Here is a 15,237-nt window from a genome sequence, read left to right on the forward strand (position 1 = left end):
ATGAGCGGAATTGTCGCACGCCCCGGAATTTCCCGGCGGCGTGCGACAATTCCGCGTTCCGGGGCGTATTGTGACAGTCATGGCCCGCAGAATCGTGCATCAACTGGTCGACGACATCGACGGCACCGTCCTCGAAGTCGGAGAGGGCGAGACGGTCACCTTCTCGCTGGACGGCGTCGCGTACGAGATCGACGTGACCGACGCCCATGCGGGCGAGCTGCGCGACGCGCTCGCCCCGTTCATCGCGGCGGCGCGGACGGTCTCCTCGCGCACCACCGTGGCAGCCGCCCCCCGCAAGCGACGCCGCTCGGGCCAGCAGGACTACAGCGTCGTCCGCGAGTGGGCGAAGGCGAACGGCTACACGGTGTCCGAGCGCGGCCGCGTGCCGGCGGCCGTTCTCGAGGCCTACGAAGCAGCGCACTGACATGGTGGCCGACGCGGTCATCGACATCGCGGGGCTCACCAAGAATTTCGGAAAAGTCCGCGCGCTCGACGGTTTCGATCTGACCCTCCACGAGGGTGAAGTCCTCGGTTTTCTCGGACCCAATGGCGCGGGGAAATCGACCACCATCAGGATCGTCCTGGGACTGATGCGCCGCTCCGGCGGCCACGTGTCGCTCTTCGGCCGGGATCCGTTCACGCACGCGGTGGCACTGCATCGCCGCGTCGCGTACGTGCCCGGCGACGTCGCGCTGTGGCCGCAGCTGACCGGCGGGCAGTGCATCGACCTGCTCGGGTCGAGCGGGGCCCCGCTGGATCAGGCGCGGCGCGCGGACCTGATCGAGCGCTTCGATCTCGATCCGACCAAGCGCATCCGCGACTACTCGAAGGGAAACCGGCAGAAGGTGGCGCTCGTCGCCGCCCTCGCCGCCGAGACGGACCTCCTGATCCTCGACGAGCCGACGTCGGGCCTGGATCCGCTCATGGAGGAGGTCTTCCGCGAGTGCGTCGGCGAGCGCGCCGCGGACGGCGCGTCCGTGCTGCTGTCGAGCCACATCCTCAGCGAAGTCGAGGCGCTGTGCGAGTCGGTGACGATCATCCGCCACGGCAAGGTCGTGCAGTCGGGCAGCGTCGCCGAGCTCCGGCGGCTGTCGCGCACGACGGTGCACGCCGTCACCCGGTCACGGATCGCCGCACCCGAGGATCCGGCGATCACGGACGTGCACGCCGTCGGTTCCGGCGACGGCACCGATCTGACCTTCACGGTCGAGCCGGATGCCCTCGATCGCGTGCTGCCGCCGCTGCTCGCAGTGGGCGTGTCGACCCTGACGGTGCGGCCGCCGAGCCTCGACGAACTCTTCCTGAGCGCCTACGAAGGCGCCGCGTGAGCTCGCGAGCTCCCGGCAGCGGGTTCGCCGCGGTCCTGCGCGTCCAGCTGCGCACGGGATGGAAGGCGCTCGTCATCTGGATCGGCGCGCTGCTCGGCGGCTACATCGCCACCGTCGGCGCGATCGACGGCCTCTACTCCACGCCCGAGCAGCTCGCGACCTACGACGCGACCGTCGCCGGCGACCCCGCCATGGCGGCGATCAACGGCACCCCCTATGGCGCCGACACGCTCGGGGGCGTCACCTCGAACGAGTTCGGCTTCATCTCGGCGATCGCGATCCCGCTGATGGGGCTGCTGCTGGTCGTCCGCCACACGCGTGCGCAGGAGGAGAACGGGATGCTGGAGCTGCTGCGCTCGCGCGGCGTCGGCGCCCGTGCCCCGTGGTCGGCCGCCGCGACGGTGGCCGTGCTGGCCCTCGTGATCGTGGGGGCCGGCATGGCGCTCACGCTGATCGCCTACGGCGAGGACGCCGAAGGCGCCGTGCTCTACGGCGCGTCGATCGCCGGACTGGGGATCGTGTTCGTCGGCATCGCGACGTTCGTGGGTCAGCTGCTGCGCCGAGCCGGCACCGTCACGGGGATCGGCATCCTGATCCTCGGCGGCGCGTACATCACGCGCGCCATCGGCGACGTTCGCGACAACGCATGGAAGTGGCTGTCGCCGCTGGCATGGCAGCAGGAGACGCGCCCGTTCACCGACGAGCCGCGGGTGTGGCCGCTGCTGCTCGCGCTCGGCGTCGGGGCGGTGCTCATCGCGGCCGGTCTCGTGCTCGTCGGCGGACGCGACCTCGGCGCCTCGATGGTGTCGACCCGCTCCGGCCCTGCGCGCGCGAGCGCGCTGCTGCGCACGTCTCCCGGGCTCGCACTGCGGATGCACGCGCCGTCCGGCGTCGCGTGGATCGCCGGGGCGTTCGTGGTCGCGGTCGTGTTCGGCGCGTTCACCGACGACATCGCCGACGCGATCGGCGCCAATCCCGCGATGGAGGCGTTCTTCGGCGGAGCAACGAGCGTCAACGAAGCGTATGTGGGGCTCTCGCTCGTGCTCGTCGTGCTCATGGCGATCGGCGCCGTCGGGCAGGCGATCTGGCGCGTGCGCTCCGAAGAGACCGGGGGCCGTCTCGAGCCGACCCTGGCACGCTCGATCCCGCGCCCGTGGTGGCTCGCGTCTCACACGATCGTGATGGCGGTGTTCGCCGCCGCGACCCTGCTGGCCGGGGCCGCCGGGCTCGAGTGGACCGCCGGGTCCGAGGTCGAGGGCATCTTCGCCGCCGGGGCGGCGTACCTTCCGGCGCTGCTGGTGGTGCTCGGGCTCGCGGTCGCGGTGTTCGGCGCGCTTCCACGGTCGACGGCCGTCATCTGGATCGCGCTCGGCTACATCGCCTTCGTCGCGATCCTGGGCGACACCGTGTCGCTGCCGGACTGGGCCATGGCGATCTCGCCGGTCGACGCCGTCGGCCGCGTGCCGTCGGAGGATGTCTCGGCTGCCGCCGAGTGGATCCTCAGCGGCATCGGCGTGGCGCTGCTGGCGGTCGGCTTCACCGGATTCCGGGTGCGGAACATCCCACGCTGACGTGGATGCGTGAATGAGCGGGATGTCGCGGCGCCCGCTCGACCCGAACCTCCGTATCCGGTGAGAGTCCCCTCATCTGCGGCCGTTCGGGTTGCAGAGCCCGAGGATTCTCGGCATCGTGGCCGACTCAGTTGCCAAACGGAAGGAGACAGCATGCTCACGCTGACCCACACCGCCGCCGAGGCAGTGAAGAACATCGTCGCCAGCACCCCCGACGCCGCCGACGGCGGCGTCCGCATCCGGGAGACCGACCCCGCCTCGGGGTTCGAGCTCTCGATCGCGAAGGAGCCGCAGCCCGAGGACACCGTCGTGGTGACCGAAGGCGCTCGCGTGTTCCTCGACGGCGGCGCCACGCAGGCGCTGGAGGACCGCGTCCTCGACGCCGAGATGGGACAGGACGGCTCGGTGCGCTTCGCGCTCGCCGCGCAGGGCTGACACCCGCTCACGGCTTTCCGGGGCTCTCGCGCTCATGCGCGGGAGCCCCGCGTCGCGTCTGTAGACTTGACCGGCCAGCCTCTGTAGCTCAATGGAAGAGCAGTTCCGTCCTAAGGAAACGGTTGGGGGTTCGAGTCCCTCCAGGGGCGCCACACCAGGTCGATCCATCGGAGGCGTCCCCATTCAGCTGCCTCCGGGCGCTGCGGCGATCATCTCTCCGACGCTGCCGACTCCCCCGACATCGAGTCGTGGCGCCGCGCGTCCCGCGCGGCCCGGGTCATGGATGCGATGACAGCGGCCGCCAGCGCCAAGACCGCGAGGACGACCGCAGCGGCGGCGAGGTTCGCCGCGCCGATCCACCCGGCGAGCGGATACGTCACCAGGAAGCATGCGTGCGACAGGGCGAACTGGGCCGTGTAGACGAGGTTGCGGTTCGCTGATGTGGACGCGTCGGCGAGCAGCCGCGCCGACGGTGTCAGGATGAGCGAGCTGCCGGCGCCGAGGACGGCCCAGGCGACGATCACGGCCCACCAGCCGATGCCGGTCGCGAGCGTGAAGAGCGTGATGACGGATGTCGCGGCCAGCCCGATCACGACCACCACGAGGCCTGCGCGCATGGTGCGGATGACCCCGAATCGATCCACCAGCCTCGGGATGTTCAGCGCCACGGCCAGCGACCCCACGCCGTAGGCGCCCAGCGTGAGGGCGAGGGCTGCGTCGTCCAGCCCGAGCACGGCCTTGACGTAGACGACCGAGTTCACCAGCACGAGCGCGGTGCCCGCGGCGACCACGACGTTCGCGAGCGCGAGGAACCGCAGAGTGGGCGTGCGTGCGAAGACCCTCACCCCCTCCGGCAGGCGCTGCCAGAACGTGGACTGCGGGGATCCGCCGGGATGCGCAGGAATCGCGGCGATCAGCACGAGCGTCGCGGAGGCGGCGAAGCCGACCGCGGTTCCCAAGAAGAGGTTGTTGTACGCGACCACCGTCAGCAGCGCGGCGGCGAGGATGGGACTGAGAAGAGCCTCGAGGTCATACGCCAGACGTGAGAGCGCGAGTGCACGCGTGTAGTCACGGGAATCGGGGAGCACCGTGGGGATGAGCGACTGGAACGCCGGGGTGAAGGTCGCCGAGGCGGACTGCAGCACGAACACCAGCACGTAGATCTGCCACGTCTCGGTGACGAACGGGAGTGTCACCGCGATCGCCAGGCGGAGGACGTCCGCGCCGACCAGCACGGCCTTCTTCGGCAGCCGGTCCACCAGCGCCGCCATCAGCGGGGCCACGCCGACATAGGCGACCATCTTGATCGTCAGCGCGGTCCCCAGCACCGACCCCGCCGCCTCCCCGGCCAGATCGAACGCGAGCAGCCCGAGGGCGACCGTCAGCAGACCGGTGCCGACCAGCGCGATCACCTGCGCGCCGAACAGCGCACGGTACGTGCGATTGCGGAGGACCTCGATCATGCGTGATCACGCGCAGACGCGGACCCTGCGCCCCTCGAAGGTGACGATGTCGCCGAGCTGCAGCTGCCGGCCACGGCGTCGGTCGACCTCGCCGTTGACGAGCACGAGGCCGTCGATGATGGCCTCTTTCACGTCTCCGCCGGAGTCGAGGAGCCCCGCGAACTTGACGAACTGGCCGAGACGGATGGCCTCGCCGCCGATCGGGACGTCTTCGATCGGATCCTCAGTCGCCATCCCCGAATGGTAACGGACCTCGCGTGGCGTCGACGTCTCAGAGGATCTCGGTCAGCCGTGCCTCGGACACGCGGCCGCCGACCTCGATCTGCTGGCCGACGTAGCGCATGTGCGTGAAGAGCTCGGATCCCTCCCCCTGCCGGATCTTCAGGTCGCAGCCGAGCGCGGTCGTGAGCCGCATCGCGCCGGCGCCCGTGGCCTCGTCCTCGCGGATGCCGAGCTCAGGCGCGAACATGCGGGCGCGGATGCGGTGCTCCTCGCGGTCGCTCCACGCCCACACGTAGTGCATCCCCATGCCGTACGCCTCGGGGTCGACGAGCTCGACGTCTTCGGGGCTGGGAAGCTCTTCGAGCGTGAAGTCGGGCGCCCAGTCGACCATGGCGTTGACGTACACACGGTCGCCGTCCACGCGGACGCGGCAGACGCCCGCCGGGACCGTGACGGTGTGGATGTCGTCGCCCGAGGCGACGAGCCACCCCGCGAGCCCCACCACCGGATGCCCGGCGAACGGCAGCTCCTGCATCGACGTGAAGATCCGCGCCCGCACCTCGGTGTCGGTGAGCTCGTCGATGAACACCGTCTCGCTGAACCCGAGGTCGGCCGAGATCTCCTCCTCGCGCCCCTTGGTCGAACTCGACGCCCACACGATCCCGAGCGGGTTTCCGTGCGCGCCGTCGGCATCCACGAACACGTTCACGACGTTCACCAGGACGCTCATGGGTCGATCATGTCAGCGGCCCGCCTCCAACCTCCACCATCACCGCAGGTATGCGTCGACCAGGAGCGGGCCGCGGATGTCGCGGAGCACGTCCAGCATCCGCCCCATCGCCCGACCGTTCCACGCCGACAGCTGGATGTCGTGGGGGCCGAGGGCTTCGAGCTTGCCCGTGCGCAGGCGCACGACCTCCCAGTGCGCGGATCGCAGAGCGCGGTCCTTGCGGCGGTCGACGTCCTCGCGCCCGCCGACGTGCTCGAGACCGTGACGACCGGTGCTGTCGTACTCGATCGCGATACGGAGTTCGGGCAGCAGGATGTCGGGCCACACCTCGACGTGGTCGAAGAACGGGCGGGCGACGCGCACGGCGTTCAGCCCGGGAGTGACGGCGAGACGCTCGAACAGGTCGGCGCGCAGGCGCGCCTCGACGGCGGATGCCGGCACCGGCGCGCACTCGCTGAAGAACGGCTCGCCGACGGGCAGATCGGGGGTCTTCGGGCACAGCTCGCGCGCCGAGCGCGGGCGGCTCGTGCGCCGCGGGCGGTTCGGGCCCGAGGGGGATCTGGGCGCGACCGTGGGCGCCGGAGCGGCGAGCGGATGCCGCAGGGCGGCGAGTTCGGCCTCGTCCGGCATCCGGATCCGCGGCGGGTTCGCCAGGGCCGCGCACTCGGGGCACCACACCGACCGCCGGCGCTCGCGGGTGGGGCGGGACCGCTGCTCGGTCGGCGTCGCGACGAACAGGTGCCCCGCGTCGCACTGCCACAGCAGCAGCACGTCGGCGGCCGGCGGGATCTGCGTGAGGGTGATGCCGGCGTTCAGATCCGGGTGGTACTGACGGATCAGCGCCGGATACGGCGCCCATGCCTCGCGGTAGGTGCCGACCTCGTACGGGACGTCCCGGCCGCGGGAGAACTGCCTCCTCGCCCACCAGTCCTGCACCCGCTCCGGCATGCCGGGAACGCTACCCGGGGCCTCCCCCATCGACCCGGGAGCCGTCGGCCATCGCCCTGGCGAAGGCCGACACCGTCGCCTTCCCGGCGTGGACCCGCGGGATCCTCGACCCGATCCGCGCGGGATCCCTAGCGCCGGGGGAGCACCGGCGCCGACGTGGCGCTCGCGGTGTAGGTCGTGTACCCCGACAGCGAACCGGTGATCGTCAGCGTCACAGGCTTGCCGACGGCCCAGTCCGGGATGTCCGCGTACAGCTTCGGGAAGGATCCTGTCGTCGTGGCGCTGTCGACGAGCGTTCCGTCGACGTAGACCCGGAAGGTCTTCTTCGCGCCGGACGTCCAGTCACCCCAGCCGTAGTTCGAGAGCGGCGAGCCGGCGTAGACCGGTCCCATGAAGGTCGGAGTGCCGATCTGCGCGATGCGGGTGGTCGTGGGGGCGGTGCGTGTGACGGTCGCGTACCCGTCCTTCTTCGCGGTCACCTTGACCGTGATCCGCTTGCCGACGTCGTCGACCCGCAGCGTGTACGACGTCCCGTTCGCACCCGAGATCGCGGCTCCGTCCGCATACCACTGGTACGTCACCGTCGCACCCGACGTCCAGGTGCCGCGCGCGACGCTCAGCGTGTATCGGGTGTACTCCGAGTACACGTCCTGCGCGATCGCACGCTTCCCCGTGATCTTGATCGTCGTGGTCAACATCACCTTCGGGGTGGATGCCGAGATCGCCGACGACGACAGCGCATGCGGGTTCGTCCCGGTGACCCGCACGGTGATGCGCTTGTGCTCGTGCGCGCTCGTGAGCTTCAGCGTCGCGCTCTTCGCACCCGCGATCGCCGCATCGTCGGCGTACCACTGGTACGCGTAGGAACTCGTCGACGCCGTCTTGTGCGTCGCCTTCAGCGTGATCCCCACCGTCGGCGTGCCGCTGATCGACACCGTGCCGAGATCGACCCGTGGGCGGAGCTCGGCGTCCGCCGCGACGATGTCGCCCGCTGCGAGCCGGAGAGCACTGGCGGCCTCGAAGCTCTGCGTGTGATTCCACCATTCCCCCACGAAGGACGGTGAGGGGGAGGTGTACTCGAGGATGTACGAGCCCGGAGGAAGCTGCGCGAACGCATAGGCGCCGGCATCCGTCGTCTGCCTGCCGACGCGCGAGAACGTCTCCACACCGGTGCCGGGGTCGACGCCGTCACCGCCCCACACCGTGACCTCGATGCCGCTCAGCGGACCACCCGAGTACTCGTTCGTCACGGTTCCCTGGATCTGCGCGGCCGGCGTCAACGCGTGCACTCCCAGCTCGACCGGCCCGACGGCGACCTGGACCGGCGCGTCGACGGACGGCTCGATCCCGCCTCCGAGCCAACCCCACGCCAGATCGGGCGCATCGATCGGGTGGAAGAAGAGGTCGTAGGCGCCGCTCGGCGGCTCCCCGAAGCCGTACGCGCCGCTGCTGTCGGTGCGCACGGTGGCCACGTGCTCGAAGAGCCGGCCTGATTCCTCGGCGGTCACCGCGAAAGCGGACACGGCGACGTTCGCCGCGGGAGCTCCCTGCGCGTCGACGACGCTGCCGCGCAGGACGCCGTCCGACGGCGCGCCTGCGGACGGCTGACCTTCGGCGAGCGCGAGGGCGGCTTCGGTCACTCCCTCGACCCGCTCGCGCGCCCCCCACATCGCCGACGGCCGCTCGCGAAGGCCGCCGTCCGACTGTGCGGCCGCCGGTACGCCCGACGCGAGGAGGGCTCCGATCACGGAGGCGATGAACAGCGCGCGAAGCGTCGTCCGGGGTCGTGAAGCGCTCGTCACGGGCGTTCTCCAGGCGGGGCGAGGTCGGGTGGGGCGGCGCGCGCGGCATCGCGCGCTCGCGGCAGGCTACCCCAGCCGGAACCGCTGATCAGCGTTGTCCACAGGTCTCGAGAGACCGGGACCGCCACCCGGGGCCTCCCCGATCAGCCCCGCGTGCGGTGCACCTGCCGCTCGCCGGCTCACCGGAAGTCCCGCGACTGGTGCTGCACCCCCACCCGGAGGTCCTCGAACCGGTCGGCGAGCAGGTTCGTCACACCCTCGACCGAGCGCTCCAGCATCCCGCGCACGATGAGGGCGGGCGCGTCGCGCACGACGCGGCGATAGCGGTTCCACACACCGACCGAGCAGATGACGTTGACGAGTCCGTGCTCGTCCTCGAGGTTGAGGAACGTGACCCCGGATGCCGTCGCCGGCCGCTGCCGATGCGTCACGAGCCCCGCGACCTCGACGCGCCGGCCGGTTTCGTGGGAGCGCAGCTCGCGCGACGTGAGGACGCCGCGCGCATCGAGTCCCGAGCGGTAGTGGGTCATGGGGTGATCGTCGGTGGAGATGCCGGTCGCCCACAGGTCGGAGGCCAGCAGCTCGTACGACGTGGGGTCGGTGAACAGCGGCGGCTGCACCGATACGAGCGAGTCCGGCAGGAACTCCGGCCGGTCCTGCGCAGCCGCCCCCGCGAGCCAGATGCCCTCGCGCCGCGTGATGCCGAGGCACTCGAATGCGCCGGCGGTGGCGAGCGCCTCGACCTGCACGGTCGTGATGCTCGTGCGGCGCACGAGGTCGCGCAGGTCCCGGAACGCGCCGTCTGCCTCGCGTGCGGCGACGATGCGCTGCGCCACCGTCTTGCCGACGCCCTTCACCCCCGCGAGCCCCAGTCGCACCGCGAACCGGCCGTCGCGGCGGTGGGCGGCGGACTCGTCCGGCGCGTCGATGTCGAACGGGCCGACCGGGGGCTGGGTGCGGTGGGTGCAGGAGTCCCGCCCGGTGGCGACACGCGCAGCATCCGTCTCATCCACCGGCTCCAGCACCGCCTCCGCGCCCGAGGCATGCAGATCCGGGCGGCGCACCTCGACGCCGTGGCGGCGGGCGTCGCCTGTGAGGGTCGCGGGCGAGTAGAAGCCCATCGGCTGGGCGCGCAGCAGACCCGCGAGGAAGGCCGCCGGATAGTGCAGCTTGATCCACGACGACGCGTAGACCAGCAGCGCGAACGACAGCGAGTGGGACTCGGCGAAGCCGAAGTTCGCGAACGCCTGGATCTTGGCGTAGATGGCATCCGCCTCCTCGCCGACGAGTCCGTTCGAGGCCATGCCCTCGTACAGCTTCTGCTTGAGCGACTCGATGCGCTCGACCCCGCGCTTGGAGCCCATCGCGCGCCGCAGCAGGTCGGCGTCCTCGCCCGTGCACTCCCCCACGGCCATCGCCATCTGCATCAGCTGCTCCTGGAACACCGGCACCCCGAGCGTGCGCTCGAGCACGGGCTCGAGCTTGGGGTGGGCGTAGGTCACCTTCTCGTGCCCGAGCTTGCGCCGCACGAACGGGTGCACCGCACCGCCCTGGATGGGGCCCGGGCGGATGAGGGCGATCTCGATCACGAGGTCGTAGAAGCGCCGGGGCTGCAGCCGCGGCAGCAGTCCCATCTGCGCGCGCGACTCCACCTGGAACACGCCGATGGAATCCGCCCGGCACAGCATGTCGTAGACCGCCTGCTCCTCCTTCGGCAGCGTCGACAGCTCCCAGTCCTCACCCGTCGAGACGCGGATCATGTCGAAGCAGTACTGCAGCGCGGCCAGCATCCCGAGGCCCAGCAGGTCGAACTTGACCAGCCCCATCCACGCGGCGTCGTCCTTGTCCCACTGGATGACGGTGCGGTCCTCCATGCGCGCGTGCTCGATGGGCACGACCTCGCCGACGGGCCGGTCTGTGAGCACCATGCCGCCGGAGTGGATGCCGAGGTGCCGCGGCGCCTTCAGCAGCTCGGTGGCGTACTCGAGCACGCGGCTCGGGATGTCGTGCTCGCCGGGCGTCTCGAGCTTCGCCCCCCACCCCTCGACCTGCTTCGACCAGGCGTCCTGCTGTCCGGGCGAGTGCCCGAGCGCCTTCGCCATGTCGCGGATGGCGTTCTTGGGGCGGTACTGGATGACGTTCGCCACCTGCGCCGCACGCTCGCGCCCGTAGGTCTGGTACACCCACTGGATGATCTCCTCGCGGCGGTCGGAGTCGAAGTCGACGTCGATGTCGGGCTCCTCGTCGCGCAGGCTCGACAGGAACCGCTCGAAGGGCAGGTCGTACGCGATGGCGTCGACGGCGGTGATGTCGAGCAGGTAGCAGATGGCGCTGTTCGCCGCCGACCCGCGACCCTGGCACAGGATGCCGCGACGACGCGCCTCCTGCACGATGCCGTGCACGATGAGGAAGTACCCCGGGAAGTCCTTCAGCTCGATGACCCCGAGCTCCTTCTCGATGCGAGCGCGGTTCTCGGGGGTGAGATCCGGATACTTTCGCGGAACGGCTTCCCACACCAGGTGCCGCAGCCACGACATCGGGGTATGTCCCGCGGGCACCTCCTGCTTCGGCAGGGCCGGCTTGGCGCGGCGAAGCGGGAACGCGAGCTCGTCGGCGAGCGCGACCGTGCGGGCGATGGCATCCGGATGCCGCACGAAGCGCTCGGCCATCTCGGCGCCCGAGCGCAGGTGCGCGCCGGCGTGCGACGGCAGCCATCCGTCGAGCTCGTCGAGCCCGCGGTTCGCGCGCACTGCGGCGACGGCGGCGGCCAGCAGCTGCCGCTCAGGCACGGCGTAGTGGACGTTGTTGGTGGCCAGCAGGGGAAGCCCGCGCTCGCGCGCGAGCCCCGCGAGCACGTCGTTGTGGCGCGTGTCGAACGGATTGCCGTGATCGATCAGCTCGACGTGGACGGCATCGCGGCCGAACAGCGCGACGAGCCGGTCGAGCTCGCGCGCGGCGCCCTCCGCCCCCTCGGCGGCGAGCGCGCGCCGTACGGCGCCCTTGCGGCATCCGGTCGGCACGACCCAGTGATCGCGCCCCTGCGCGGCGAGCTCGTCGAGGTCGTAGACGGGCCGCCCCTTCTCGTGACCGGCGAGCTGCGCGCGTGTGAGCGCGGAGGCCAGCCGGTGGTATCCCTCCTCGCCGCGCGCGAGCACGAGCAGGTGCGCGCCGACCGGGTCGGCCTCGCCGTTCTGGGGTGCGGGCAGCTCGAGCGACAGCTCGGAGCCGAACACCGTGCGCAGTTCGAGCGATTCGGCGGCTTCGGCGAAGCGCACGATGCCGTAGAAGCCGTCGTGGTCGGTGATCGCGAGTGCGTGCAGGCCCAGGCGCTCGGCCTCCTCGGCGAGTTCCTCGGGCGAGGAGGCGCCGTCGAGGAACGAGAACGACGAATGCGCGTGCAGCTCGGCGTAGGGCACGGTCTCGGCGGGGCGCTCGATGGACGGCGGCACATACGGGCCGCGCTTGTGCGACCATGCCGGGCTGTCGCCGCCGTCGGCGCCGGCCGGCGGGCCGCCGGGGCGGCGCCGGTCGCTGAGGATCCGCTCCATCTCGGACCACGGCACCCCCGGGTTGTTGAAGCCCATCTACCCGCGCCCCTCAGTCATAGGTCGCCTCGGCGGCCCACGCGCCGGCCTCGCACACCAGCAGCCACGCCGTCCCCTCGTCGTCGACGACCTGGAACCGGTGCGCGCGCCGCGCGCGGGCGGGGTCCCACCCTCGTTCGTCCACCGGCCACGGCCCCGCCCACGAGGCGATCTCGCGGATGCGGTCACCCAGCCCGAGCTGCGCCGGCACGGCCGAGAGCATCCCGCGTTCGTCGACGTCGACGGCGTACCCGCCCTGCGAGGTCACCTCGACCGGCCGCTGCGGCGTGAACACCGTCGCCGGAAGCGGGTCGGGCAGGCTCCCCGGCCACGGCCGCGCCCGCTCGGCGGCGAGCCCGGTGTGCCCCTTCTCGTGCCGGTCGCCCCACGGCACCAGCACCTGCCGCTCGGCGAGCCACCGGCCCCCGCCGACGTCGGGGGTGAGCACCCCGCGGTGGCCGAGCATCGCCTGCACGCGCGAGAGCGCATGGTGCACGCGCTCTTCGGGTCCCGAGCCGAAGAGCGCCGGAGCGTGGTGGGATGCCTCGTCCACCGCCTCGGGGGAGATCCGCACCAGCGCCACGCCGCTGCGCAGGCCCTCGGCCTCTTCGGCGAGCTGCCAGCGCACGCGGTCGACGACGGCGGCGGCGTCGAAGGAGGCCGGATGCAGCCAGACCCGCTCGCTGCGCTCCCCCCGATCACCGGTGAGCTCGACGCGCAGCTCGGTGCACACCAGGTCGACCGCGCCGATCCCCGCGATGAACTCCTCGGCGGCGATGCGCATGCCGAACGCGACCTGGTCGGCGAGTTCGAGCGGCGGTTCGAACGCGATCTCGCGGTGAAGCTCGGGCGGTGGCGTGCGCGGACGCACCGGCTGCGAGTCGCGCCCCGCGGCGAGCGCGTGCAGGCGCACGCCACGGTCGCCGAAGCGCTCGCGCACCCGCTCGGGATCCATCGCCGCGAACTGGCCGAGGGTCTGCACGCCCAGCCGGGCGAGCAGGCTCACGAGATCGCCCGCGGCGGCATCCGCACCGGCAGGCGCTCCCTTTCGGGACCCCGTGGATCCGCTCCGCGTTCGAGCGGACGAGCCGGTCCGCGGTTCTCCCCCGCCGAGCAGCGACGACGCGTCGAGCGCCGCCACCGACAGCGGTGCGAGGAAGCCCGCCGCTCCGCCCGCCGGAACCGTGAACACCGGCTCGGAAGGGCTCGTGGCGAACATCGCCGCCTGCTCGGCGGTGAAGGGCCCGTCGGCGACCGCGGCGCGAACGCCGGCGAGGCCGTCCTCGGCGAGGGCGGCGAGGATCGTCCTGGCAGCGTGGTCCTCGCCGCCGTAGTAGCGGGCGGGTCCGCGTGCGCGCAGCGCGCACAGCCCCGGCTGAACGGGCTGGACGCCGGGGGCGAGCTGCTCGATGCGCGAGATCACCGGCGCGAACGCGCGGTGGTCGCGTGCCGGGTCGGCGGGGACCACCGTCAGCCGCGGGCACCGAGCCTGCGCGTCGCGCCGCCGCTGACCGGCCCGCACCCCCTCGGCGCGCGCCGCGGGCGAGCATGCTGCGACGAGGTTCCGCTCCACGACGGCGATCGGCGCACGGGCATCGCCGGCGGAGCCCTTCTCGCGCAGGTACGCGGTCACCGGCCAGTCCGGCAGCCACAGCACGAGACTGCGTTCGGGAGCCGTCGCGAAGGACATGTCAGCCCACCGCCCGCGCTTCGAGCGGCACCAGATGCGGTCGCTCGGCCGGCAGGGCCGCCTCGGGCGCGCGTGAGACGTCTCCGTGCGCGTCGGGCAGCATGACGCGGGCCCGGCGGGGCGTCGGCCACCGGCGGCTGGCCGACGTCACCGTCACCGCGCGGCCCTCGAGGTAGCCGTGTCCCCGCCCGAGGCCATGCCATTCGGGCTGGTCGACCGTCAGGACCGCCTCGGCCTGCGGCCACGGGCCGTCGACGAGGAGCACCGCGCCGCGCTCTCGCAGCCGGGCGGCGAGCCGCGACACCTCGCCGTCGGGAACGCGCCCGCGCGGGCGCACCGCGACCAGGGGAAGCACGTCGGCGATCGTCGCGGTGACGGCGAGCCAGCGCCTGCCGGGCTCGGGGACGAGCACGAGCCGCGACAGGTCGACCCCCATCGCCTCGGCCGCCTCGACGCCCAGCTGCGGCATGCCCACCGCCCCGCACCACGCCCCCGATCGCGACGGCACCGCCAGAAGGCCGAGCAGCAGCGACGTCGACCCGGGCAGCGAATACGCCGCGCCGGGCCGCAGCCCTCGACCGGGCAGCAGCGGCGCGAGCGCGTCGTGGACCGGCAGCACGGGCGCGTCGAGCTTACGCCCCTGGATGCGTTCGAGCTGGGCGCGCAGGCGCTGCATGGTGTCGCCCGGCACACCGCTCTCGGGCACCGTGTCACCCGACACGGTGCCCGCCGAGAGCGCTTCACTCCGCATGACGACCACCACCCCGACATCGTAGAACGCATGTTCGAATGCTTCAATGTCGAGAGCGACGATACGCCCCGCCTCCGACATCGAGAAGGCGAAAATCAGGCAGGATGTTCGATACTCAGCCGTTCACGGCGAGACCGCACAGGAGAGCGACCGGCCAGGAGTTCCGTATGTCACGCGGCGAGCGCGAGATACGGCTCCCACCGCGGGTCGGCGCGCTCGGTGCCGCGCACCGTCCACTGGCCGCCGCGCGGGGGTGCAGGCGGGTACCGCAGCTCCCAGCCCATCTCCTGCGGAGTGCGGTCGCCCTTGACGTTGTTGCACCGAAGACAGCACGCGACGAGGTTCTCCCACGAGTCGGCGCCGCCGCGCGACCGCGGCAGCACGTGGTCGATCGTGGCCGCGGACTTGCCGCAGTAGCCGCACCGGTGACCGTCGCGTCTGAGCACGCCGCGGCGGGTCACCGGGACGTTGCGGACGCCCGGCACACGGACGTAGCGGGTCAGGATGATGACCGCGGGACGATCGTACGTGCGTCTCGTCCCCCACACCGGCTCGGCCTCGACGTGTTCGACGACCGTCGCCTTCTCGTTCATCACCAGCACGAGCGCGCGCTTGAACGACACGACCGCGAGCGGCTCATACCCCGCATTCAGCACCAGAGTGCGCATTCCTCATCCTCTCGAACGGCCGGGACGGCTTCCCGGTGATTCGAC

At 71.8% G+C, this 15,237-nt stretch carries 13 protein-coding genes and 1 tRNA gene; 5 read left to right on the forward strand and 9 right to left on the reverse strand.

Annotated elements, in window-relative coordinates:
* Window positions 1-79 precede the first annotated feature (79 nt).
* The 5 genes from HD594_RS14300 to HD594_RS14320 all read left to right on the forward strand — a co-directional run bounded on the left by HD594_RS14300 (window position 80) and on the right by HD594_RS14320 (window position 3,486).
* Window positions 80-424: a histone-like nucleoid-structuring protein Lsr2 gene (locus HD594_RS14300; RefSeq protein WP_184751583.1), complete on the forward strand. Its 345-nt coding sequence runs from the start codon at window positions 80-82 to the stop codon at window positions 422-424.
* Window position 425: 1 nt separating this feature from the next.
* Window positions 426-1,328, forward strand: a complete 903-nt coding sequence (locus HD594_RS14305; RefSeq protein WP_184751584.1) for an ABC transporter ATP-binding protein — start codon at window positions 426-428, stop codon at window positions 1,326-1,328.
* A complete protein-coding gene (locus HD594_RS14310) occupies window positions 1,325-2,899 on the forward strand; it encodes an ABC transporter permease (RefSeq protein WP_184751585.1) in 1,575 nt (524 codons plus the stop codon). Before HD594_RS14305 ends, HD594_RS14310 begins: the two co-directional genes overlap by 4 nt.
* A 153-nt stretch (window positions 2,900-3,052) precedes the next feature.
* Window positions 3,053-3,334 carry a Fe-S cluster assembly protein HesB gene (locus HD594_RS14315; protein ID WP_184751586.1) on the forward strand — a complete coding sequence of 94 codons (282 nt, stop codon included), beginning with the start codon at window positions 3,053-3,055 and terminating at the stop codon, window positions 3,332-3,334.
* A 77-nt stretch (window positions 3,335-3,411) separates the two neighbouring features.
* Window positions 3,412-3,486, forward strand: a tRNA-Arg gene (locus HD594_RS14320).
* 57 nt (window positions 3,487-3,543) lie between these two features.
* Here HD594_RS14320 and HD594_RS14325 read toward each other — a convergent pair.
* The 9 genes from HD594_RS14325 to HD594_RS14365 all read right to left on the reverse strand — a co-directional run bounded on the left by HD594_RS14325 (window position 3,544) and on the right by HD594_RS14365 (window position 15,192).
* Window positions 3,544-4,797, reverse strand: a complete 1,254-nt coding sequence (locus HD594_RS14325; protein WP_184751587.1) for an MFS transporter — start codon at window positions 4,795-4,797, stop codon at window positions 3,544-3,546.
* A 6-nt stretch (window positions 4,798-4,803) separates the two neighbouring features.
* Window positions 4,804-5,031, reverse strand: coding sequence for an RNA-binding S4 domain-containing protein (locus HD594_RS14330; RefSeq protein ID WP_184751588.1), 228 nt, complete (start codon window positions 5,029-5,031; stop codon window positions 4,804-4,806).
* 37 nt (window positions 5,032-5,068) lie between these two features.
* On the reverse strand, window positions 5,069-5,749 hold the full coding sequence (locus HD594_RS14335; protein ID WP_184751589.1) for a PhzF family phenazine biosynthesis protein: 681 nt from the start codon (window positions 5,747-5,749) through the stop codon (window positions 5,069-5,071).
* A gap of 39 nt (window positions 5,750-5,788) precedes the next feature.
* Window positions 5,789-6,697: a zinc-ribbon domain-containing protein gene (locus HD594_RS14340; protein WP_184751590.1), complete on the reverse strand. Its 909-nt coding sequence runs from the start codon at window positions 6,695-6,697 to the stop codon at window positions 5,789-5,791.
* 128 nt (window positions 6,698-6,825) lie between these two features.
* Complete coding sequence (locus HD594_RS14345) at window positions 6,826-8,499, reverse strand: carboxypeptidase regulatory-like domain-containing protein (RefSeq protein ID WP_184751591.1); 1,674 nt, start codon at window positions 8,497-8,499, stop codon at window positions 6,826-6,828.
* Between the two features lie 179 nt (window positions 8,500-8,678).
* Window positions 8,679-12,083, reverse strand: coding sequence for an error-prone DNA polymerase (locus HD594_RS14350; protein WP_184751592.1), 3,405 nt, complete (start codon window positions 12,081-12,083; stop codon window positions 8,679-8,681).
* 13 nt (window positions 12,084-12,096) lie between these two features.
* Window positions 12,097-13,773 (reverse strand): DNA polymerase Y family protein, encoded by a 1,677-nt coding sequence (locus HD594_RS14355; protein ID WP_184751593.1) that lies wholly within the window; start codon window positions 13,771-13,773, stop codon window positions 12,097-12,099.
* Window position 13,774: 1 nt separating this feature from the next.
* Window positions 13,775-14,536 (reverse strand): hypothetical protein, encoded by a 762-nt coding sequence (locus HD594_RS14360; protein ID WP_373877182.1) that lies wholly within the window; start codon window positions 14,534-14,536, stop codon window positions 13,775-13,777.
* A gap of 158 nt (window positions 14,537-14,694) precedes the next feature.
* Complete coding sequence (locus HD594_RS14365; RefSeq protein ID WP_184751594.1) at window positions 14,695-15,192, reverse strand: HNH endonuclease; 498 nt, start codon at window positions 15,190-15,192, stop codon at window positions 14,695-14,697.
* Between the last annotated feature and the right edge of the window lie 45 nt (window positions 15,193-15,237).

Origin of the sequence: Microbacterium thalassium, from assembly GCF_014208045.1 — a bacterium.
In the GTDB taxonomy this organism is placed as follows: domain Bacteria; phylum Actinomycetota; class Actinomycetes; order Actinomycetales; family Microbacteriaceae; genus Microbacterium; species Microbacterium thalassium.